This is a genomic window from Orientia tsutsugamushi (assembly GCF_900327275.1).
GTDB classification, from domain to species: domain Bacteria; phylum Pseudomonadota; class Alphaproteobacteria; order Rickettsiales; family Rickettsiaceae; genus Orientia; species Orientia tsutsugamushi.
The window spans coordinates 2,245,326-2,269,371 of sequence record NZ_LS398548.1; the positions used below are offsets into that span (position 1 = coordinate 2,245,326).

The window sequence follows — 24,046 nt, forward strand, 5'->3', positions numbered from 1 at the left end:
ACATCACGTATTGTTCTTATGACAGAGATGTGCAAACGCTTCTTTATTACGACAGTTTTGTAAACTTTAATGCTATTGAAGCCATAATTACCTATATTGTAATGTTTATATTAATTAATAAACATTAGACTTCTTTCGAAACTAGACAATGATGTAAAATTGTGTTATAAAAATCTGATTTGAAGTAATAATGAAATTAGATCAGATTAAAGAGTTAGGTGATGAAAAATTTCGTTGATTAACAATTAGTAAGGAAGGGAACATTTGCAAAGATGGTGGATATTTTGAGGAAAGCTGATGGTCTTAAGAAATCAAAAAGTTGGCGTAAAAATAAGCTTAATTTGAAGGAACAGTTGCTGATGGCCTTAGAATACCTTAGAGAATACCGTACTTACTTCCATAAATGGGTAGAAGACACCCTAGTTAAACACCCAAACTTTGCTCTTCCAGGTCGCGTAAAGCTCTAATGAAGAGCGATATGAATTATGAAGTAGTCTTGATTGATGCTACTGAGAGTACTATAGAAAGACCTAAAAAAAACAAAAATTCTATTATTCAGGAAAGAAGCAAAGGCATACACTAAAAACTCAAATAGTGATAGACAAGAAAACGCATCAAGTAATATGTACAAATTTTTCTAACGGTAAAAAGCATGACTTTAGATTATTTAAGGAATCCAAAATTCTTATCCATCCTAATGTTAAAGCGATTACTGATTCAATTACAGAATATCAAGGTATACAAAAAATTTATAATAATTCTGAATTACCAAAAAAAAAGCAAGAAAAATCCTTTAACTAAAAATGATAAAAAGAATAATCGTAGGTTAGCAGGAGAAAGAGTTGTCAATGAAAACGTTATTGGTATGCTAAAACGGTTCAAAATTATTGCTGATAAATATCGAAATAGATGTAAAAGATTCGGTCTTAGATTTAATTTGATCTCTGGCATTTATAATTTTGATCTACCTTAACCAGTTTCGAAAGAGGTCTATTACAATTACTTAAACAGCATTATGCTTTTTATTTGAATCAAATTTTTAATACCAATTTGTTCGTAATATACCTAACTTGAAAACATCTTGGTTAATCTTGAGTTGCATAAGCTTGATCCTCAGTTTAATCTTAGATTGAATACTAGCTCCAAATTTTCTAAATTTTTTTACCTATTATTGCAAATATATTTATAATCAAAGTTGAGGATTAATTATAAAAACTAATAAAAGTTAACACAAGTTAATAGTAGGTTCTATAAAGTGTAAAAGTTAATAAAAACTAACTTCTATTCTTCTTTATTGGATATGCTTTTCAAACTTTTTTACTATGTTATGAGATACTAGCAGTCTAATCTTCATCTTGCAATTCCAATCCCTTTCAAGCCGAGTACATAGACTTTTATACATCAAATCACTTCTTTGCATATGCCAAGTAAGCTTCTGTTGATAGAACGGTTTATCTTTCCTTAGTCAAACAATCGTATATATAACCTTACATCGCACAATCTTCATAAAGATATGAAAACATATTTATTTGACATAGAAGATAAGCTTTTATTAAATAAACATTCATTAATTAGGTCTGTATTTAGCGTTTTCAAAAAACATCTTCATTTATAGCATACTAGACATTGTTCTCACATTAATTTCTTGGTTCATATAATTGTGCTTCTCTTGCAAGTTATTCTATCTACAAACTTAATCACATTATCTCCTCTTCCTTCTCTACTACTCCATTATCCTATTCTGGTGTTATGAATGAAGAAGCAATAATAAATTATTTTAGTAATCCAAAATTTGATATAACGATAGTAATGCAAAGTAAAGATTATATACTTTTACGCTTATGTATAGTATTAAAGTTACTTTTTCTCTCTTCCTTACTAAAAGTATTTCATTAACTTAAAAATCTTTGCTATAGACATCGTTCTTATCTTTTTTATCACTCAACTATTTGTGTTAACATACTTACTCATTCTACTCTCTGCTTTATTTGCTAATCAATGTTTAGAGCTGATTACAAAAATCAGATCTAACATGGAAGAAAAAGTAATTCATCATATAAAACCTCTACTTCTTAATAAAAGGTACATTAGACCTCTTTAGAAACTATTAGTGGTCAGTTAAAAAATCTTTTCCATATTGACCATACTCATCACAGGTTTGTTCGATTATGTATTTTCAAAACTAATGTTCTTTCTGCATTGCTTTCTTATCTTTTTAACCATAATAAAATTTCTGTTTCTTTTTCAAGTTTTAAGCATCTTTTTTCTTACTCTAACCTAGTATTTAAAATGAGCTTGATATTTTACTTTCGTTTTCATTCTATAAAGCTCATTAGCCTCACCTTGGTACACACTTTATAGAAGATACAGAAGCCTTGCCTTGACCAATTGGATAAAGCGAATATGATACCGTAGATGCTAGCTTAGGAACCCCATTATCATTTAAACACATTCTAGTTACCACAGAATGTGATACTTTATAATCTGGATTTTCACATCGAGGACGAGATTCTTTACCTACTTCAGCTTCTGACCATATAATTCCATTTTCTAATACTTCAGAGCACTTATTTGGATCATAACAAGTTATCTTAGATGCTAAAATATATCTTATTATGTGACCTCTTGTTCTGGAATCTTCAGCATCTATTATTGCGTGTAATGCTAGTCTAGGGCTACCTCCTTCATTATCACACTTTCTACGTGCAGTTGGATGGGATAGTTTATGATTTTCGTTTGCACATTTTGCACGAGATATTTCTCCTACTTTAGCTTCTGGCCATACAACTCCATTTTTTGTATCTACAAGTCTATTGCACTCATTTGGATGAAAGCAAGTTACATTAGCTGTCGGACTTGTAAATACAGGATTATTTTTACGATCTAGTTCGCACTTTCTAGTTGCATTTGGATTAGATAGTTTATAAGCTGAATTTACGCATTTTGGTTGAGATGTTGCATCTACTTCAACAGCTGGCCATATAACCCCGTTTTCTGATATTTTAGAGCATCTCACTTTATATTCTTTGCATCCAACTGTTTTCTTCTTTGGAAGCTCAAAAACTGGTTTTGCTGTATCTCCAGATGTAAAATGAACATTTGAATTTGCATCTATAGCTGGATCAAATAGACAAAGTCTCTTTAGAGAATCATTATTAATAGGAATATATTTTATCCTTGGATTAGTTCCTTGCTTGCATTTTCCTATAGCTTGATCCCCTGGATTAGTTTCTGGCCATATTGCGTTATAGCTTTCCTCTTGTTTGCATTTTGGTATATCTGGTATTACTTGACATAATCCTAGCTCTAGCGCATTTTTGCTACGAAATCTTGTTTTGCCATCACCTTCATAAGGTGATTTAACTAATGCATCATCTTTATCAACCTTCTTCTCTTCTGAAGTTTTTGCATAACACAACTGAGTTTGGCAACGTTTTATTACATATTCTTGTTCATCACCTAGAATAAACTTTTTACCTTCATCAAATATAGTACAGTGCTTATTTTCAGGGCATTGCTTAATTCTATTGCCACAAAATTTAGGATCTATTAATACAGCTTTAGTATCTAGTTTATTAACATATTTTTTCGTTTCAACTAGTTCACCCAATAAATTAGCACTATTATAATGACGTATCAGATTTTCATGACTATTAGTGAAAGTATAAAATTTACTCTCAGATAATTTATCACAAGACTCTAATTTAGTAGTACTACATACAAAATCAGTGATAGGTGCTGCCTTTTTTTTATTCGCAGAAGTAGAAGCATCATCTGTACATGTTTCAATAGCTATAACTGTACCATTGTCTGATATAGTGAATTTTGGTTGACATTTATATTTTACATCTTTACATACTTTATCAATTACACCGCTACAAATTAAATTATTAGTTGTTTTGAAAAGGCCGATTAATGCTGTTTCTGACTTTACAGCATCATTAGTTAGTTGAGTATTAGATCTATCCATTAATTCATCATTAGTACAGCTTCGCACATTAACTGTACATCTTGAATGATCTGTCTTACATTTTAAAACTTCCTGTACAGTATTAAATCTATAAATATATTTTCTAGGAGAATATGAAACACATTCTTTAGATTCCACTGTTTCGCTACTACAATTACCTATAGTCTGCATTATATCTTCCTCAGTTTTTATTGACCTATCAGATAATGACTTAGAATTGCCAAAGCCAGTTTTTGTTAATTGATAATGCTCATTAGTGCCTAGTTTAAAACAATTTGGGTAATTAGCACTTTCCTCATTACATAATGCAAATTCTCTAGGGTCTACTCTATCTTCAATTGATTGGCTAACTTCTTTACAAGTTTCTGGTCCAAAATTTTGTTGAGTATTATTATTTTTTTGAGCTTTTATACATTCTGGATTCTCTTTTACTTTAGCTAATACACACATCTTCTCATCCAAAGGACATTTAGGAATAGCATTGCTATTTTGGTTAACGCAAATAAGCTTACCTCCTACTACATACTCATTATTTATAAACTCTATTCCTTTAAGATAACGATACTTTGCATTATGTGATTGTACATCTTGAGCATCTTTAGGAGCTTCTGAATCATACTTGCCCCACTTAGTACCTACATCTGGTGATACAGAACCTTTATGATCAGTAACATAAGCATTGTAATCATATCCTGCTAAATTAATATTAAATTGATTATTATTTTCATCATCTTCAACATCATTAGTCCTATTTTGATGATGGCTATGCTTTGCTTCAATACAACCTTCAAGTGAATAGTTTGTTTCAGACTCTTTCACTTCAAGTTTAATACCAATGTCAGGCTTAAAATGATTATTTTTACTATTTCTACATTTGAAAGCAGTAGGCAAAGGCGGAGCAGCACGCTTTACACAACCAATTAATGGCTTTTTTGTGTTATTAATATTATATACACAGATATCATCTGAAGTTTGTTCATGAATAATTTGTGCATCATCGCATTTAATGTTGCTATCTGAACTCTGAAGCAACTCTTGACATATAGGCCGAGTAGTACGAGTTATTAATGCTATCAGATCTTTACCATTAAACTTAATGCTTTCTTTTACTACTCCATTCTTTCCTTCATTAACTTTATCTTGTTGAAACACTAACTTTATATCATAGAAATTACCAACGTCTACTCCATATACTTGTTGACATAATTGTGCCCCTTCACAGCAACTATCTGCTCCAGGACTGGCTGGAATTGGACATCTTGCACCTACACAATCTGGTAAACAATAATTAAATTTCTCAGATGGCTCTAATTGACTTATATCATCAACTACTTTTCCTTTGATATTAGTTGCATATAACACTCTGAATCCTCTTCCTTGGCAACCAGCTAGTTGCTTATCTGAATCTTCGCAACCATTATAATTAACACATGGCTCATCAGAATTACCATACTTACATAGTTTTAAAACATCATTATATTTTTTTCTGATTACTGAAGGGCCAAGCAGTTCAATATTTTGAATTTTAACGCACTGATTAGCTTTATAGCTTTTTTCTCCTTCTTCGCCATTCTGACAAAGAGGTAACTGATTACTATTACTAATTCTTACAGCATTACTAATAATATTATTATGAATATTAGAAACAGCACATTGACTACTAGCAACATTTATATTCTCCTTGTTTTCTAGATTAAGTTCTTCCTTACTACAAATAGGAATAATCTCAACTTTTCCAGAAGCTGTTTTTTGAAGCTCATTATAAAAAGGAGGTGGTAGCGGCCCAAGAGGCAATTCAACGCATCCTAGCACTTCAGGATTTACAACTCTATTTAGATCAAAAACATCCTTTAGTATATCTACAAATGCGCTACCTATAAATTGAATAACGTTACCAATAAATCGCACTACATCTTTTAAAAAACTTAAACCAATTTTGTCTACTACAATGCCAACTAATGCTACCAAAGCATCTGCTAAGCTAGTTCCAGCATTTACTAATTCAATTAATATTTTACCAACAGGAAAAATTTGACTTCCAGAATGTAAAGGTTGACTTACAGGATTGTAATCAAAAGGGTCTAATAATGATGATAATGATGTAAGTGAAGGATCAACATATAAGCATAATTTAGGAGCTATTATTCGAGCTTGACAATTATCATCTACACTATCATAAATTTTATCAAGCTCTTGTCTTCCTTGAAGATTCAAGTGATAACACCTAGTATAGCCAGGATCATCTTTAGCATTATATTGACATAAAGGATCATTTGTTATTGAATCAGAAGCGCAGATAGACTTTTCATTCTGATCAAATGATGTAGTATCTGGTATAGCTATTCTAGCACATATTCTTAATAGCGGAATACCTAAACTTGTTGCAAAAACAGCACAATCGCCGTGTGATAAGTTAGAATCATTATGCCAACAAGCAATAGCATTACAGCTTTGATGCCTTACTCTAATTTTAGGATTAAAATATGATGTTGCCATAGTTTTTTCACCACAATATCGTAAATATCCTGGAGCATAATACCAATCAGGAGTTTGGCTATTGTCCACTACTGTTGTCCAAAATTTTGAATCAAATATTGTTGCTGGTTCTTCAAATTTTAGTAAGCATCCTCTTCTACCTCCATACTTATTATATGGTGGGCAATTTTCTGTGCTTGTAAACTGTTTTTCCCTTTTTTGCCAGAATGATAAATGTTTTCTTCTTTTTATAATGCCTTGAAGAGCTTCATTATCTCCATTCCAAGCTTCAGTCCTACTTCCACGAAACCATGTGCAGATCGAAGCTGTAGCATTAGCAACGGTTATAAAATTAATTACAGCAACAATTATAACTAAAAAGATATGTTGTGGCTTCATTACTCACTGTTCTGAAACTGATCATAAACATCACTTAACCAAGCTGAAGGAGCATCATCGCCTATTTTTTGCATAATTTTATGAAAAAGATTCAAATCATCTTCTTCAGCTGATAGAAGCTTTCTAATTGCTGGAAACCCTTCCAAATTAAGTTCTACAATAACATAATTATTATCTTGTTTTACCATAAATAATCTAGAATTTGGTGAAATAGTATTAAATTTTTTAGCTTCTCTAGTACTTAGGTTACAGATTTCAGCAATAGGTAAATTTCTTATATTAGTTGGTAGTATAATTTTAGTATTATTAAACTTTAACCATTTCTTCCAGAAATCAGAATAATAAAATTGATCATTCTGATTTACTTGAACAACAGAAAGAATTATTCCATTATTTTCAGATAGTTGTTCAGTGATTTGTTTAATTAAGTTCATAAACACTTGCTCTACTATTAAATCAGGCATATTATCAACAACTAGTATTTTAGGCTCTGGAGAGGCTAGTAAGCTGAATTTTTTTATTAAAGAAAATATAATTCCAGACCTTAGACAGTGCAAAGTTTGTAATTTGTTATGATAAATTTCCGGCTTTTCTCCTACTTGAGGTGTATAAGATTGATTAAATTGATAATCAGTATAATCAGCTAAGTTTATAGCAGTTACATTATTATCTTGCAATTCTAAAGTAGAAGATTGATTAAAAATTTTACTGCATTTATCATCACTAATAAATAACTTAATACGCTTCTTTACACTAGCTCCAGCACTATAAGCCTTAAAATTAAAATCTTTGATAATTTTAATCAAAGAACGCGATTCAGGTGGCATATCCATAACTGCAATAGCTAACTCTGTAATGCATTCAATTTCACTATCAGTTAAATTATTAAAATAATTACCTGTTATTATCTTAAATAGTTCTAATAAGTCATCAGAGCTTTCTAAGTAGCTTAATGGATTAAATGGTAAATCACGCCCATTGTACCATGTTCCTTCTATTCCTTTTATAAAAACTTGAGCATTATTTCTATTAGTTAAATAAAGTATAGTCGGAGAATACTTTGATGCTTCAGACAATAAAAAATTAGCGATAGTAGCTCGACCAGATTGAGCTCCACCAATTATACAAGTATGCCCTTTTGCACTCTCATCATGAAAATTCATGAAATAAGGAGTACCGCATTCTGTTCGAAATATAGTGACAGATCTACCCCATCGACTATGCTGCATGCCAACCGGATAATGATGTAATGCCGCTAAAGCAGCTACATTATCAATAATATTATAAGAAACACGTCTAATGTAATTAAAATTACCTGGCAACTGAGACCAAAATGTTTGTGCTAGATTAATATCCTCTCGAACATGTATTATACCTTGTTTTACTAATCTTTGTGATATATAAGCTACTCTACTCTCAAGCAGATCAATGCTATCAGCCATAATCATTATGCTAATTTGTTGATGGCAAAACTGTGGTAATGTGTTATCAGAATTCACAATTGGCTCTATTCCTTTGAATAGAGCTAGTTCACTGTCACGACTTGCACTGATAATTTTACTTTGTTGAGAGTAACTATTAATAGCTTTTACTTGGTCAGCAAAATAAAAAATTTCTGTAGCAATAAATTCGACTGGAGCATGTAAGCACTTACTCACTAATTCATCTTTAATATCTTGATATTCCTTGATACCTAAAATAGATGCAAACTTTTTTTCTTGTTTATGTATAACCTCTATTTTGTCTCCTCCAAAAGAATATTTATGAGTGGCTAACTGTACAGCACAATCAACATCTTTTACTTCTATTAACCCAGTATTAAGTTGTATTATTTTTTTATAAAAATTTAAAAGGTCAGAATATACTTTATTATTATCAATTTTAATACTTAACTTGCATGGATTATAACGTTGCAGCTCAGTTATTATATTATTTATAGCCATGGATAAATTTTTTAATGCAGATGCTATGAACTTATCATAAAAACTATCCAATGTCTTAAACGATAAAGAGTTCAAAAAACTATCTAAGTTTCTAATATTTAAGTTACATCCATGATGCACAATTGAGATATATAATGTACTAACAAATTTATCTTGCCAGTAGTTTTTTTTGCTCCAAATGTTATGAATAAAATTTGGCAATGCTTGACTGTAAGGAGTAGAGTCATCAATATTATCACATCGTCTTACAACATGTATCCAAACTGCAAAGTTGCTATTATTAATATGATTTTTAATAGCATTACGTATTGCTGCTCTAATACCCAATAAATCCTTATTAGTATATTCAGAATTAATACCTTTTATTTGTAATATTTGAATCAATTCGCCATTTTTAGTTAATAAAGTTTCATCATTGTAGTGGCAAGTTATAGGAATAAAGTTCTGAGCATTGCTATCAAACTGTTTTGCATCTATTTTTCTACTATGTAAAAATTTATGTATAAACCCCATAAATTATAAGCTTATATTGTTATTAGCATACTATATTAATTTAATATGATATTTACTACATTTTCATTTCAAGAATTAAATAAAAAATGTAAATATTACAGCAATGTTACTACGTTACTACTATAAAACTATATTATTTATACCATTGTAACATATTATCTTTAGTAAATTAAAATCAATAAATATAACTTTAAGTAATTGTTTATCAGACACTAAATAATTATATTATAGTTTTTAGTGTAAAATTATTACTTATAAAAAGCAGAAGAAATTTATGAGAATTGCTGTTAACGGTCTTGGACGTATTGGAAGATTAGTAGTTAGGGCAATCACTTTGCTACAGGATAGTAGACTTGAATTAGTTGCTGCAAATAGCCTTGCAGAGTTAGATATCATTGCTCATCTTTTGAATTATGACTCAACTCATGGCAAATTAACAAACAGATTTCAATATAATAATAATTATCTATTTAATAGTACAAGCAAGATTAGCCTCTTTAGGCAAAGTAAACCAGAAACTATTCCATGGGAAAAAGAGAACATTGATATAGTTATAGAATGTTCTGGCAAATTTAATAGTAAAAGTGCTGCCATAGCTCATTTAACAGCTGGAGCAAAAAAAGTAATTATCTCTGCTCCATGTGAAAATGCTGACGCTACAGTTATAGTGGGAGTTAATGATCATTTACTCAATTCAAATCATAACATTATATCAGTTGGATCCTGCACTACTAATGCAGTTGCTCCTATAGTTAAAATTTTAAATGATAAATTTGGCATTCAATGTGGTCATATTACTACTGTTCATGCTTATACTAGCGATCAAAATATTTTGGATAATAGTCATAAAGATTTTAGACGAGCAAGATCATGTTTTACATCAATAATACCAACTAAGACAGGTGTTTCAACATCTTTGAAAGAGGTAATACCAGAATTAGCTAACTGTTTAGATGGCTCCTCAGTTAGAGTTCCAACATCTAATGTGTCATTAATTGATTTTACTTTTTTTAGTCATAAAACTCTTACTGTTCAATCTATCAATAATGAAATTAAAGAATCAGCTAAATTAGCTAATATGAAGGATATTCTTGATATAGCGCCAGCTCCACTAGTTTCAGTAGATTTTAATCATTCAAAATTTAGTGCTATATTTGATCCATATGAAACCAAGGTAGTAGGTAAAAATCTTGGTAGAATAGTAGCATGGTATGATAATGAGTGGGGGTTTGTGCATCGTATAATAGACATAGTTAAAACAGTTGAATTATGTTGCAGAGATAAGAAATGAAAGAAATAATATTACACTACTAGCACAGTAATTCAACTTCCTTGACTATATATGTAAACTGACACAAGTATGAAATATTTATGATACAGTTAAGACAACTTTCAGATGTTATAGTAAAAGATAAAGTAGTTTTACTAAGACTGGATCTTAATATACCTCAAGAAGGCGGTAAAATAACTGATAATACACGTATAGTTCGTACTATACCAACAATAAAATATCTAATTTTACATGGAGCAAAGGTAGTAATTATCTCACACCTTGGCAACCCAAAAGGTAGAATAGAATTAACATTATCGCTAAGATCAGTTGTGACTGAACTTGAAGCATTGTTAAATATTAAGGTGCAATTTTGTCCTGAATCAATTGGAGCAACTCCTAAAAACGCTATAATAAAGATGAAAGCCGGAGAAGTTTTATTGCTTGAAAATTTAAGATTTAATTCAGGAGAAGAGCTAAACGATGCTACTTTCATTAGCGAACTTAGTAGCTTAGGGGATATATATGTTAACGATGCCTTTTCTTGCTCTCATAGAAAACATGCATCTATTTGTGGTTTACCAGCTAAATTACCTTCAGCAGCTGGGTTTTTATTATTAAGCGAGCTAAAACATTTAACTTCAATTTTTAGTAACGCTAATAAGCCATTTACTGTAATTATAGGCGGAGCAAAAATGTCCACAAAATTAGATTTGTTGAATAGTTTGATTACTAAAGCAGATTATTTAATCGTTGCTGGTGCTATGGCTAATATTTTTCTAGCTATGAAGCGCTTTAATATTGGAGCATCATTATATAAACCAGAACTGGTAAATGTAGCTTCACTAATTTTAAAAAAAGCAACTTCGACAAATTGTAAAATAATACTTCCGTTCGATGCAGTAATACAAAATTTTAATAGTAACAACATAACTATAATAGAATTAAACTCCTCTTTAGTGATGCAATCTAATGCTAAAATTATGGATATTGGTCCTAAAACAATTGCTCAGATAATTAACATAATAAAAATATCTAAAACTATAGTATGGAATGGACCAGTTGGCGCATTTGAACAACCACCTTTTGATCATGGCTCAACCTACCTAAGTAAAGCAATAGCTGAAAAAACTAGAACTGGTAGCCTTTGTAGTGTTGCTGGTGGTGGAGATACCATATCAGCAATAAAAAAGTCTGGAGTTATTGACGATTTTAGCTATATCTCAACTGGAGGAGGCGCTTTTCTTGAATGGTTACAAGGTAAAACATTGCCAGGAGTTGAAGCTTTGATGCAAAAATTAGATACAGCTAAATACATATAATGTTATAGTAATTATGATCGTTATAGTCTATAATCTCGATGATGCTATAAAAGAACTAAATAGTATTCATGTTCCTGTTATTATCACTAATCCACCAGGTAGTATTAAGTACTTAGGAGCACTCACTATTGATTATTTGTTTAAAATATTAAAAAATAAATTTAATAATATCTCAAAAGTAATAATCAATGTTGAAGATGATATACCAGCATTGTTTACGCTATTAAAGTTAAATTACAGTAGATCAGAAATCTTTTATACAGGATCTTCTGAATCTGCTAAAAAACTATTGCAACTATATAATTAAGAAAATCAAGTTAATGCGCTTATCACAATATTTTTTACCACTACTTAAAGAAGATCCAGCTGGAGCTGAGATTATATCTCATAAACTAATGTTGCGTTCAGGTATGATTAAGCAAGCATGTGCAGGAATTTATAACTGGTTACCACTAGGAGTTAAAGTTTTACAGAACATTCAGGATATTGTTAGAAAAAATATGAATGCAGCTCAATGCATTGAGCTGCTAATGCCATGCATTCAACCTGCCGGCTTATGGAAAGAATCGTCTCGATATAATGCTTATGGAAAAGAAATGCTTAAAATCAAGGATAGACATGACAATGATCTCCTATTTGGACCTACTAATGAAGAACTAATAACAGATATTTTTAGAAGCTGTATTCAGTCATATAAAGATTTACCAAAGAATTTTTATCACATTCAGTGGAAATTTAGAGATGAAATTAGACCAAGATTTGGTGTAATGCGAAGCAGAGAATTTATAATGAAAGATGCTTACTCTTTCGATATAGATCAAACTTCTGCTATACAAAGTTATAATTTAATGTATCTCACTTACTTGAAAATTTTTAAGGATTTAGGTCTTAAAGTTATTCCAGTTCAGGCTGATAATGGAGCTATTGGTGGTAAATTAAGTCATGAGTTTCATATCATTACTGCTACAGGTGATAGCAAAATATATTATGATAGCACTAAATTTAACCCTTTTGACTACAACCAAGATTTATCTTTGAATAAATTAGAGCAATTATACATAGTTACAGAAGACAAGCATAAAACTGATCAAAATCAGATTTCAAATGATAAAATATCTACTATATCAGGAATAGAAGTTGGTCATATATTTTACTTTGGAACTAAATATAGTGAGTTAATGAAGGCTTGTATTCAAATGCAAAATGGAAAACTTACAGCTGTTGAAATGGGGTCATATGGCATTGGAATCTCTAGATTAATAGGTGCTATTATTGAAGCTAATCACGATGAGTACGGCATAATATGGCCACAAAATGTTGCACCATTTAAAGTTTCTGTTATTAACTTACTACCTAATAATGATAAGTGCAAACAAACATCAAATCAGCTATATCAAATCTTAACTCAGCAAAAAACAGATGCATTATTAGATGATACTTCAAGTTCTGCTGGCCATAAATTAGCTGCTCATGATTTAATAGGTATACCATATCAGATAATTATAGGCAAAAATTTTATTGAAACTGCAACTATAGAATTTAAATATCGTCATAATAACCAGCTTCAAAAATTAAGCATTGATGCTTTAATTAATCAATTAACTGAAATATCTAAGCATTAATATTATCTAACTAATTACTATAGTCATTTACAATGAAGTTTGCGTATAAAATATCTTGTTGGTAAATCTTATGATGCTATTGTCGCTTTTTTCTATGCTCAAACTTCATTGTAAATGACTATAATTCTTAATTCAGCTTTATTAAAAGCTATATCTTAAAAAAGCTTGCTTCTTACTTTGTAAAAATCATAAGAAAGAAATTGTCTTAACTAAATTGCACTGATTTGTTTAAGCTGTAACTTTTTTTTTCGCTGATTTTTTTTGCAGTTTAGGCTTTATAATAGGCTTTAGATTATTTTTGACAATATCAGCTGTGATTATTACTTGCATATTTTTAAGATTACTTAACTCAAACATTGTATCTAATAATACGCATTCTAAAATTGCACGTAACCCTCTAGCGCCAGTTTTTTTTGCTAACGCCTTTTGAGCAATTGCTACTAGCGCTTCTTCTTCAAAAATCAATTCTGCTCCATCAAGTTCAAAAAGTTTTTGATATTGCTTTACTAAAGCATTTTTAGGTTTTGTTAATATATCTACTAAAGACTCTTGATTTAGATCAGATAATGTAGCAATTACAGGTAATCTACCCAAAAATTCAGGAATTAATCCAAATTTAGTTAAATCATCAGCTTCAAGATTATTCAGAATTTGATTATAATCTTGATCATGTTTTGATTTCACTGTTGCTTCAAATCCTATAGTACTTTGTGAAGTCCTGGCTTCAATAATCTTTTCAATTCCAGTAAAAGCACCGCCGCATATGAATAACATATTAGTTGTATCTATTTGAATAAATTCTTGCTGAGGATGCTTTCTTCCTCCTTGAGGAGGCACTAATGCAATAGTTCCTTCCATAATTTTTAATAAAGCTTGCTGTACTCCTTCACCAGATACATCTCTTGTAATAGAAGGGTTTTCTGACTTACGAGCAATTTTATCTATTTCATCAATATATATGATTCCTTTTTGGGCTCTTTCAACATTAAAATCTGCTGCTTGTAATAGTCTTAGAATAATGTTCTCAACATCCTCACCTACATAACCCGCTTCAGTTAACGAAGTAGCATCAGCCATTGCAAATGGTACATTAATTATCTTTGCTAAAGTTTGTGCTATTAAAGTCTTACCGCAACCAGTAGGTCCAATAAGCAACACATTAGATTTTGCTACAAGATCAGCTAATTCTCGATGCTCAAACCTTATACACTGAATATAAACAGCTACAGCTAGAATTTTAGCAGCCTGCTGCTGCCCTACAACATGAGCATTAATTGCTTCATATATTTTTTTTGGTGGTAATTTTGAATAGTTAGATATAGCTAAATTAGATTTACGCTCTTCCTCAATTAGATGAATACATAGCTCAATGCATTCATCGCAAATAAAGCCTGAAAATCCAGCTATTAATTTTTTAACTTCATTTTGATTTTTACAACAAAATGAACAGGACAATGCTTTATTGTCAATTTTTTTAGCCATAACTTAATATTGTTATTTAGAAATTTATAGTGGTCTTATATTTTGATTTTTAATAAACTACCTTTTGATTACTATATATATATAAATCATAATTTTCAAGCCTATAAGAGATAATTACGATAATTCTATATGCTCTTGTGTTTTAGTAGTTTTAAGTTATACTATAGCTTTCATCATCTATTAACTTTTTTAAAATTCAGTTACTATGAAAATTTTGGCAAATGCTATTCGAGAGGGTAATATTCTAGAATATCAAAATAATTTATGGATAGTGAGTAAAAAACCAGACCATACTAAACCTGGAAAAGGTGGCGCATATATTCAGTTAGAGATGAAAAATCTAAAAACTGGCACTAAAATTTATGAGAGGTTTAGCTCATCTGATTATCTAGAGAAGGCAACTTTAGAGCAGAGAAATTACCAATATCTTTATCAAGAAAATAATCACTTAGTCCTGATGGATCTTGAAAGTTTTGAACAAATTCTAGTACAAAAAAGCATTATAGCTAGCAATAAGTTGCCATTCTTACTAGAAAATACAGTTGTCACTGTAGAAACTTATAAAGATGAGCCAATCAGGCTTGTTTTACCACATACTGTAGTAGTAGAGATACTAGAAACTAGTCCTAATATTAAGGGAGCAACTGTAACTGCTTCATATAAGCCTGCAATTTTATCAAATGGAGCTAAAATCATGGTTCCTCCTTATCTAAGCGCTGGAGAAAAAATCGTTGTTAAGCTAGAAGATATTTCATTTGTTGAGCGTGCTAAATGACATTACCTATTATTAATATACTTGAACAAATTATTAGAAAGGCAACAGTTTTTTTATTAAGAGATTTTAGCGAATTAGATGTAATACAAAACACTAAGTGTGACACAAGGTCATTTGTTATTCATTCTTGCATTCAAATTCAAAAACGCATAATTGAAGGAGTAAGTAAGTATTCGCAAAATGATATTGGAAAATTAATTTTTTACCACGAACAACAAATACAAAATTTACCAGATGGTAAGTACTTATTAGTAAATTTAATAGATAACTTAATTAATTTAGAAAAAGCATTACCATTTTTTTGTATTGAATTTTCTCTGCATGAAATAGTACATCAAAAAAGAAACATTCAATGTGGAATACAATATTTCCCAGCTATAGGAGAAATTTACTACATGGATAATAATGAAGTATGGGTTGATAAATTTAACCATCAGCAATCAAATCGTTTTAAGATACGAGTTCCAAGTTTAAAAACTAATAAATCTAAGTTATTGGCAATGGAATTTATGTTAGCTGATTCATGGCATAAGGCCATTCCAATGAAGATTAACGATACTATTATTAAAAGCGAACAAATTAGGTGTTTTGGTAGTTTGAGATATGCATGTACATTATTTTTAACAGGTAAACTTGATGTTATTATATATGATCACTTAGCAAAAAATTACGATTCAGATGATTTAATCAAATTAATTGTAACTAGAGCTGGAGGCATAATTAACAAGATTAGTTCTAATATTAATGTAATTTGTGCACCATCAATAAGAATAAGTGTATAATTATAATGAGTGTGATAAAATGAAAATTCTTGGCATTTGCACTTCCAATAATAGTTGTTCTGTAGCAATTAGCGATCATAACAATGTTTTAGCTGCTAATTACAATGTTGAACCTGCTATGCAAGCTCAATATCTTATTTCTATGATTAAAGAAACAATGATGCAAGCAAAAGTAACATTTGAAAACATTGATTACTTAGCTGTTACTCAAGGGCCAGGCAGCTTTACTGGAATAAGAGTAGGACTTGCTGCAGCATTAGGTATTATTACAGTATCCAAGATCGTTCCTATAGTTATCTCTGACTTTGAGGTATTAAAATTTCTTATTAAACAACAAATTAAAGGAGTAAATATAGCCTTCGCTATTATTAATGCATATAGAAATAAGGTATATCTACAAAAATTTGATTTTAATAGTAGCTCATCATTTCAAGCAGTATTAATTGATGCTACCGAAGCAGTAAACTTGATATTAAATACCAAATCTCTATCTGGTTGTGCAGGAAACGCAACTAAGATGATATATGAGTTATTAGTTACAACTGCTACAACTATTCCAAATAACATTTTCTTCTTACCACGATTTGCATATTATGATGCAAGACCAGTATGCAGATTAGCATATCAATTATTAGCATCAAAACAAAGTTATTCAACTGAACTTAGTCCATTATACATATGTAATAGAGATTTTAAGTATTGGAAACTAGCGTGTAGGTAAGCGTAAGAGGGATTTTTTTGGCAAAGAATAGTACGAGCAAATTAGTCCGCATACAGCTCAAGCAATATACCCTATAAATAGCCCTACGAAGATTATTAACTTTTTGTATAATTTCTTTCCAACTCTTGATATATCTTGCAAAAATTATCTATTAAATAGTAACGCCAATTTAGGATAAGGGATTATAAACGCCAGATTAGGATAAGGAGTTAGAAGAGAAAGAAGAGGAGATAAGGTTTGGGTTAAGTTTGGAGATAGAATAAGCAGCAGAGAAGAATTATATGAACAAAGAAATTAATAGGAGAGCAATGTTGAGTATGCTCTAAATGCATGTGTTTTTTTTAGTACATTAAAGACAGATTCAATTAATGAACGTTTATTTAATAAGAGCTTATCATCTATGTCTAATAAATATGTTTTCATATCTTTACGAAGATTAGTAAATAAACGTAGAGCATTGGACAACAGTTGATGAAATAACTTTTTAGATATGTAAGCTTTATCACCAAACAATTTACCAGATAAGCCTTTAGAAATAACTGAAGCCATAGATAGGTCGCTTTTATTGCCTTTAGTAATTTTAACTGACATTATTTCGCCTTTATTATTGATTATAAGATGAAGCTTAAAGCCTAAGAACCAGCCATAACTACTCTTGCCAATTTTAGAAAATCTGTTAAAAATTCTATTGCTGGAAGTACGTTTATTATGACAAATTGCTAACTTTGTAGAATCGATGTAATATATACCAGTCTCATCTCCTTTCAGATAATGCATTAATACTGCTAATGGTAGCAACATTCTAGGACACAGTTGTATTATTCTACTATAGCTTGGCAAACAGAAGTATCACTTATACTTATGACGCAAGTAATATAGATAATAATTTTTAAAATCCTTGCATGGATATAAATAAAAATATATCGTTATTGTTAATAACTCAGCTAAAGATAACTTTCTATCTCTGTTCCTTTGATTACTACTTTGTATTAATCTCTTTCTTTCCCACTCTTGATATATTTTGCAAAAATTATCTATTAAATAGTATACTGTTACAATACATTTTTTCATGTTGTGTTATTTTATTTTTATTTAAATTTTCTTTTTAACTCAACATTCTCTCTTTGTATACCTTTTATTCTCTACTTTTCATACTTTCTCTTATCCTAAACTGATGTTCTTATTCTATCTCCAAACTTAATCCCTATCTTATCTCCTCTTCTTTTTTTTCGCTCAACTTATCTTAATCTCGTGTTTATAGCCTATAGAACCAATTGATTGCCATAGAAAATGGCACTGGTTAGAAAAAGCAATCAATTAATCAGGGACGATCAAGATCATTAACCCATCTAATGTACTCTAGATGATCATAGCCATCTCTTAGCTTACTCGCAATCTTTGCTCTTTCTAGCATTTTATCTACTTCATTTAGGTAAATATTGCTTAAAAGAGGTAATAGTAGCTCACCTTGATATATGTCTCTTTTTCCACTTGATGTGATTATCAGTTTTAATACGCCAGATCAGGATAATGGGAAGCATGAAAAACATAATGCAAAAGGTTTACAAGAAAAAATAGACCTCTTTCGAAACTGGTTAGGTAGTTCAAAATTATAAATGGCAGAGATCAAATTAAATCTAAGACCGAATCTTTTACATCTATTTCGATATTTGTCAGCAATAATTTTGAACCGTTTTAGCATACCAATAATGTTTTCATTCACAACTCTTGCTCCTGCTAACCTATGATTATTCTTTTTATCATTTCTAGTTAAAGGATTTTTCTTGCTTTTTTTCTTTGGTAATTCAGAATTATTGTGAATTTTTTGTATACCTTGATATCCTGATCAGTAATCGCTTTAACCTTAGGATGGATAAGAATTTTGGATTTCTTAAATAATCTAAAGTCATGTTTTTTACCGTTAGAAAAATCTGTACATATTACTTGGCGTGTTTTCTTATCTACCACTATTTGAGTTTTTAGTGTATGCCTTTTCTTCTTTCCTGAATAATAGAATTTTTGTTTTTTTTAGGTCTTTCTATAGGACTCTCAGTATCATCAATCAAGACTACTTCATAATTCATATCACTCTTCATTAAAGCTTTACGGCCTGGAAGAGCAAAGTTTGCGTGTTTAACTAGGCTGTCTTCTACCCATTTTACAGCTTTATATGCTGAACTTTCACTAATTCCATAGTTCTGACCTATATGGAAATAAGTACGGTATTCTCTAAGGTATTCTAACACCATCAGCAACTGTTCCTCCAAATTGAGCTTATTTTTACGTCCACCTTTTGATTTCTTAAGACCATCAGCTTTCCTCAAAATATCCACCATCTTTGAAAATGTCCTCTTCCTTACTCCTGTTAATCAACGAAATTTTTCATCCTTTAACTCTTTAATCTGATCTAATTTCATTATTACTTCAAATTAGATTTTTATAACACCATTCTACATCATTCTCTAGTTTCGAAAGAAGTCTATTATATGAATATGCTGCTGCCATATTTTCTATCTCATTTTATTTTTTCTTTACAATACCTTCTTTCTCTCATGTTGTGACTTGCTTTCTATATCTTTCATTTAGCTGAAAAGATCTATTTTCATTTCTTGACTTTTGCATGAGTCATGATAATAATTCTTAATTAATAGGAAGTATTTGACTGATCTTAATTTTAGAAGTATGACTTTAATAATTTTGAGCAAATAAGTATCGAAAAGTATGAGTTTTACTGTTCACTTGAATAAAATTTTACAAAAATATCAAGATCTTGAAGCTGATTTAAATGGTGGTAAGCTAGACAATAAAGAGCTAGCTTTAATTTCTAAAGAATATTCTAATCTTAAGCCTATAATTGAAAAACTTAATCGCTATTTAAAAGCTCATGAAAATATAAAATACTTGCAACAAGTAATTGATACAGAACAGGATTTAGAATTAAAGTCAATAGCAGAAGTTGAATTATATGATACCTTAAATTATTTGCCAAAGTTAGAAGAAGAAGTTAAAATATCTCTCCTCCCTAAAGAGAGTGATGATCATAAAAATGCAATTATTGAAGTTAGAGCAGGCACTGGCGGAGATGAAGCGGCGTTATTTGCAGCATCTCTATTTCAGATGTACAATAAATATGCTGAACGTAAAAAGTGGAAGTTTGAACTTTTATCGATATCAGATACAGAAATTGGTGGATGTAAGGAAGCATCAGCTTTGATTAGTGGAAACGGTGTATTTGCTAATTTAAAATTTGAATCAGGAGTACATAGAGTCCAGAGAATACCTAAAACAGAATCAAATGGTAGAATACATACTTCTGCTGCAACTGTTGTAGTTCTTCCAGAAGCTGAAGAAGTTGATGTAAAAATTGATGCTAAAGATCTTAAAATAGATACATACCGCGCATCTGGGGCTGGAGGACAGCATGTTAATACAACTGATTCCGCAGTAAGAATTACTCATATTCCTACTGGTGTTGTAGTATCTCAACAAGATGAGAAATCACAACATAAAAATAAAGCTAAGGCAATGAAAATATTGTATGCTAGATTATATGACTTAGAAAAACAAAAAAGCCAGCAAGAGCAAGCAATGTCACGAAAAGTTCAAGTTGGAACTGGCGATCGTTCAGAACGTATTAGAACTTATAATTATCCTCAAGGTAGAGTAACTGATCATAGAATTAACCTTACTTTATATAAAATCGAAGAAATTATTCAAGAGGGTAAATTAGACGAAATCATTAATAATTTGATCTCGGAAAATGAGGCGAAAAAAATAGCTGATAGTAATATTCAATTTTGAGAATCCTTTTGTAGCATAGATAAAAGAATTAAATTTGAGTAATGCAATGGTTAGTTTATAGTATTACTGCATATTGTGGGAAAGATTTTATGCTATTATTTTAAAATTAAATTTCCAAATATATGTGTTTTACATAAAATTTACTTTTCTTAGATATCAAAACAGCATTTTAACTGAAAAAGTTCATTAAAAATAATATATATAATGCAAAAAATTATTAATCTTATTACAATTGGTGCTATTATCTATGTATTAGTTACTGGTAAGTTTATTGACTTTTTACAAACTACAAACAACAATAGTAATGACGTAGTTGATAGTTCTTCTGCTGCCACAGAAATAAACAGCAAAGAACCAGAGTTTAATGAGCTTGAAGGCAATTTTTTTGAAAAATCTCTTTCTAAGGTTTTAATCAATGTTTTGAAGACAGATACAGGAAAACAACTATTTAAAAATTTGGTTCATCCAGTTGAACAAAAGTCTAACTTAGCAGTTAGTAGCAATACTAAAATTAATAATATTGCGCTTATTAACTATATCTTTGATATCAAAGACATTACTAAGATACCAGAAGCTAAAGGGCCAGCTTATTGTGGGCAAACAGTAACTATTTCTTATCGTATTACTGATGAAAACGATGTTATTATTGAAGAAAAAGTGAAGACACTGAAGCTTGGCGATACAAGAAAAGCTGATAGTATTGATAATATAACAGTAGGTATGCGCGTTGGAGAAGTTAGAGAAGCGATAATTCCTCAGCAGTATATGAATCTTGATACAGTAACCAATCAATCTAATAGTAAAGCATATAAGATTCAAATTACATTACAAGATATTGCATCTTTAACTAGTATTAAACAAAACGAAATTAGAATTTGGGATGATGAAATAGTACCATATAAAGTACCATATTTATGCGGGCATTTTGCAACTTTTGATGCCAAAATCAGCAAGCTTGATGGAACAGTCATATATGATACTACTAGTGAAGATCAAAAAATAGAAATGCATTTAGGAGAAAATGATTATCCAATGATTTTTTCATATGCCCTTTTTGATAAAATTCCAGCTGGAAAGAGAACAGTGTTAACAAAAGGAAAATATTTTAGAAATAGTTTAGATAAAGAGCCAATTAAATTATCTTACGATCTACAATCAAAATTACTTACAGACGAGTTTTTTATTCTTGAGCTTTTTAACTTTCAGGAAGGAAGTAATATTCAATGATAGAGTCTAAAAATCGACTAGATAAACAACAAAAGACAATGGTTGTGAGCATATTGGGTATGCCAAACTCTGGTAAGTCAACCTTACTAAATAGATTAATAGGACAAAAAATCTCTATTGTGACTCCAAAAGTCCAAACTACTAGATCTGCTATTACAGGGATTGTAACTTACAACCTTACACAATTGATTTTTATTGATACTCCTGGAATATTCCAACCAAAAAAAACATTAGAAAAAGCAATGGTGCGCTGCGCATGGACAAGCGTTGTTGGGGCAGATATAGCATTGTTGATAATAGATATTACTAAAAAATTAAATGAACAAATTCAAATTATTTTAACTAGATTAATATCACAAAAAATTAAGTTTTGCATTATTTTAAACAAAATTGATATTTGCGTAAATAACTTGACTCAGTTAATGAATGATCTAAAACAATTATCTATTAATGCTAAAATTATAGCAATATCTGCATTAAATGGAAATGGAGTACAAGAATTGCTTCAATATATATCTACTATAGCTCCTATTAAGCCTTGGTTATATGATGAAGATGATATTACTACTGCTAGTATGAAGTTTTTAGCCCAAGAAATTACTAGAGAGCAACTATTTTTAGCGCTACATCAGGAATTACCATATAATATAACAGTTGAGCATGAAAGATGGGAACAACTAAATGATGGCAGTGTTAAAATTTATCAAGCAATTGTAGCTAATAAGGATAACTATAAGGCAATAATTCTTGGTAAAGCAGGCAGTAGAATCAAGAGTATTGGCCAAAAGGCTAGATTTGCTATGCAGAAAATTCTTAATCTTAAAGTATGCTTAATTTTATTTGTAAAAATAAGACCTACTTGGGACCAAGAATATAGCTTTTATGAAAAGATGGGATTAAAGTTAATAAAGTCATAATATAACATAAGTTTGATATAAGATATGTTAGAGAAGAATAAGAGTTATAGCTCTTTTGAGCTTATATTTATATAGTTTTAAACATATATTTTCATAATTCTTGATTAAAATATTTGCTAAAATTTTCTGTAAGAAATCATGATAGTTTTGTTTGTTTCTTTAGAAGACTTTAGCAAATACCTATAATATTTCTTATTTTTCTATTATTTAATTAAGGAAGCACCTTATCACTAGTTTTTTTACTAGCTTCATTACTGTTTTAATTACTTTATTTTCTAAATATAAATATAATGTAGCTGCATTGATTTTGAACTCTTTAATTTCTTGATTCATTGTCACACTTCTCTATGTATATTTTATTATAGCAAGATTAGTTATCAAAAACTAATATACGCATTAATTTGTCATTATCAGCATTAAAAGTTAGTATAACAATTCTTTGAGCCAGTAATTTATTAAACCAAAGATTATTTACTTTGGTGGTATAATGGATGTAATACCAGATATTTAAATTGTCTGCTGAGATAAAAGAAGGAGCGCCTATTAAATTAATAACATCAAGCTTAGACAAACTAACATCTTGGCGTAGTAATTTTTCTTGTAACTGTTCTATCTGCTCATCTCGAATGTACTTACCATGATAGTCAATAGTACTAGCACTTAATATTAATAATAGACTCAATAATAAAAATATTCTCTTAATAAAAACTCTGAAGTAAACCATATTATATCGCATTATTAATTAGCTGGATTTCATTGATAAAATATAATATATTAAGTTCTAATTTAATATATAAAAATTACAAATTATAAAATTTTATCGAGGA

14 protein-coding genes and 4 pseudogenes are annotated in these 24,046 nt (G+C 30.0%); 12 read left to right on the forward strand and 6 right to left on the reverse strand.

What is annotated here, in order from left to right:
* Positions 1-190 precede the first annotated feature (190 nt).
* Together DK405_RS15245 and DK405_RS14770 are read left to right on the forward strand one after the other, a co-directional pair.
* Positions 191-973 (forward strand): annotated as a pseudogene (locus tag DK405_RS15245) (IS5 family transposase).
* Positions 974-1,498: 525 nt separating this feature from the next.
* A pseudogene (locus tag DK405_RS14770) lies at positions 1,499-1,737 on the forward strand (transposase); the annotation flags it as partial.
* Positions 1,738-2,338: 601 nt separating this feature from the next.
* Here the strand turns inward: DK405_RS14770 and DK405_RS11640 are convergent.
* A complete protein-coding gene (locus DK405_RS11640; RefSeq protein WP_045912453.1) occupies positions 2,339-6,844 on the reverse strand; it encodes a hypothetical protein in 4,506 nt (1,501 codons plus the stop codon).
* On the reverse strand, positions 6,844-9,300 hold the full coding sequence (locus DK405_RS11645; protein ID WP_045912452.1) for a VirB4 family type IV secretion/conjugal transfer ATPase: 2,457 nt from the start codon (positions 9,298-9,300) through the stop codon (positions 6,844-6,846). The genes DK405_RS11640 and DK405_RS11645 overlap by 1 nt, the downstream gene beginning before the upstream one ends.
* A 274-nt stretch (positions 9,301-9,574) precedes the next feature.
* Here DK405_RS11645 and gap point away from each other — a divergent pair, with 274 nt between their 5' ends.
* The 4 genes from gap to proS all read left to right on the forward strand — a co-directional run bounded on the left by gap (position 9,575) and on the right by proS (position 13,514).
* Complete coding sequence (gene gap / locus DK405_RS11650; protein WP_045912451.1) at positions 9,575-10,591, forward strand: type I glyceraldehyde-3-phosphate dehydrogenase; 1,017 nt, start codon at positions 9,575-9,577, stop codon at positions 10,589-10,591.
* Positions 10,592-10,671: 80 nt separating this feature from the next.
* The gene (locus DK405_RS11655) at positions 10,672-11,892 is read left to right on the forward strand and encodes a phosphoglycerate kinase (protein WP_045912450.1); all 1,221 of its coding nucleotides are present in this window, start codon (positions 10,672-10,674) and stop codon (positions 11,890-11,892) included.
* Between the two features lie 13 nt (positions 11,893-11,905).
* On the forward strand, positions 11,906-12,199 hold the full coding sequence (locus DK405_RS11660; RefSeq protein WP_045912449.1) for a hypothetical protein: 294 nt from the start codon (positions 11,906-11,908) through the stop codon (positions 12,197-12,199).
* Between the two features lie 13 nt (positions 12,200-12,212).
* Positions 12,213-13,514, forward strand: a complete 1,302-nt coding sequence (proS, locus tag DK405_RS11665) for a proline--tRNA ligase (RefSeq protein WP_045912448.1) — start codon at positions 12,213-12,215, stop codon at positions 13,512-13,514.
* Between the two features lie 228 nt (positions 13,515-13,742).
* On the opposite strand, the gene clpX is transcribed toward proS, so the two are convergent.
* Entirely contained in the window at positions 13,743-14,996 is a 1,254-nt protein-coding gene (gene clpX / locus DK405_RS11670) for an ATP-dependent Clp protease ATP-binding subunit ClpX (protein ID WP_045912447.1), read from the reverse strand.
* A gap of 205 nt (positions 14,997-15,201) precedes the next feature.
* On the opposite strand from clpX, the gene efp reads away from it, so the two are divergent.
* From efp to tsaB, 3 genes are read left to right on the forward strand one after another with little or no spacing between them, the layout of a single operon-like run.
* Positions 15,202-15,771 (forward strand): elongation factor P, encoded by a 570-nt coding sequence (gene efp, locus DK405_RS11675; protein WP_011944714.1) that lies wholly within the window; start codon positions 15,202-15,204, stop codon positions 15,769-15,771.
* Positions 15,768-16,553 carry an FIG domain-containing protein gene (locus tag DK405_RS11680; RefSeq protein WP_045912446.1) on the forward strand — a complete coding sequence of 262 codons (786 nt, stop codon included), beginning with the start codon at positions 15,768-15,770 and terminating at the stop codon, positions 16,551-16,553. The genes efp and DK405_RS11680 overlap by 4 nt, the downstream gene beginning before the upstream one ends.
* On the forward strand, positions 16,546-17,274 hold the full coding sequence (gene tsaB, locus DK405_RS11685) for a tRNA (adenosine(37)-N6)-threonylcarbamoyltransferase complex dimerization subunit type 1 TsaB (protein WP_231967848.1): 729 nt from the start codon (positions 16,546-16,548) through the stop codon (positions 17,272-17,274). The genes DK405_RS11680 and tsaB overlap by 8 nt, the downstream gene beginning before the upstream one ends.
* 196 nt (positions 17,275-17,470) lie before the next feature.
* Here the strand turns inward: tsaB and DK405_RS11690 are convergent.
* Positions 17,471-18,345 (reverse strand): annotated as a pseudogene (locus DK405_RS11690) (IS982 family transposase).
* A gap of 529 nt (positions 18,346-18,874) precedes the next feature.
* Positions 18,875-19,691: pseudogene (locus DK405_RS11695) on the reverse strand (IS5 family transposase); the annotation flags it as partial.
* 304 nt (positions 19,692-19,995) lie between these two features.
* Between DK405_RS11695 and prfA the strand changes: the two are divergent.
* The 3 genes from prfA (at position 19,996) to era (ending at position 23,219) form a co-directional block, all read left to right on the forward strand.
* The gene (gene prfA, locus DK405_RS11700; RefSeq protein WP_045912405.1) at positions 19,996-21,075 is read left to right on the forward strand and encodes a peptide chain release factor 1; all 1,080 of its coding nucleotides are present in this window, start codon (positions 19,996-19,998) and stop codon (positions 21,073-21,075) included.
* 204 nt (positions 21,076-21,279) lie between these two features.
* Positions 21,280-22,302 (forward strand): FKBP-type peptidyl-prolyl cis-trans isomerase, encoded by a 1,023-nt coding sequence (locus DK405_RS11705; protein ID WP_045912406.1) that lies wholly within the window; start codon positions 21,280-21,282, stop codon positions 22,300-22,302.
* A complete protein-coding gene (gene era, locus DK405_RS11710) occupies positions 22,299-23,219 on the forward strand; it encodes a GTPase Era (RefSeq protein ID WP_045912407.1) in 921 nt (306 codons plus the stop codon). Before DK405_RS11705 ends, era begins: the two co-directional genes overlap by 4 nt.
* Before the next feature lie 370 nt (positions 23,220-23,589).
* Here the strand turns inward: era and bamE are convergent, their stop codons facing one another.
* On the reverse strand, positions 23,590-23,901 hold the full coding sequence (gene bamE / locus DK405_RS11715; RefSeq protein ID WP_230594925.1) for an outer membrane protein assembly factor BamE domain-containing protein: 312 nt from the start codon (positions 23,899-23,901) through the stop codon (positions 23,590-23,592).
* Between the last annotated feature and the right edge of the window lie 145 nt (positions 23,902-24,046).

Coding starts and splice junctions, on each gene's coding strand:
- DK405_RS11640 (WP_045912453.1), bottom strand. CDS start 6,844: ATGAAGCCACAACATATCTTTTTAGTTATAATTGTTGCTGTAATTAAT.
- DK405_RS11645 (WP_045912452.1), bottom strand. CDS start 9,300: ATGGGGTTTATACATAAATTTTTACATAGTAGAAAAATAGATGCAAAA.
- gap (WP_045912451.1), top strand. CDS start 9,575: ATGAGAATTGCTGTTAACGGTCTTGGACGTATTGGAAGATTAGTAGTT.
- DK405_RS11655 (WP_045912450.1), top strand. CDS start 10,672: ATGATACAGTTAAGACAACTTTCAGATGTTATAGTAAAAGATAAAGTA.
- DK405_RS11660 (WP_045912449.1), top strand. CDS start 11,906: ATGATCGTTATAGTCTATAATCTCGATGATGCTATAAAAGAACTAAAT.
- proS (WP_045912448.1), top strand. CDS start 12,213: ATGCGCTTATCACAATATTTTTTACCACTACTTAAAGAAGATCCAGCT.
- clpX (WP_045912447.1), bottom strand. CDS start 14,996: ATGGCTAAAAAAATTGACAATAAAGCATTGTCCTGTTCATTTTGTTGT.
- efp (WP_011944714.1), top strand. CDS start 15,202: ATGAAAATTTTGGCAAATGCTATTCGAGAGGGTAATATTCTAGAATAT.
- DK405_RS11680 (WP_045912446.1), top strand. CDS start 15,768: ATGACATTACCTATTATTAATATACTTGAACAAATTATTAGAAAGGCA.
- prfA (WP_045912405.1), top strand. CDS start 19,996: ATGAGTTTTACTGTTCACTTGAATAAAATTTTACAAAAATATCAAGAT.
- DK405_RS11705 (WP_045912406.1), top strand. CDS start 21,280: ATGCAAAAAATTATTAATCTTATTACAATTGGTGCTATTATCTATGTA.
- era (WP_045912407.1), top strand. CDS start 22,299: ATGATAGAGTCTAAAAATCGACTAGATAAACAACAAAAGACAATGGTT.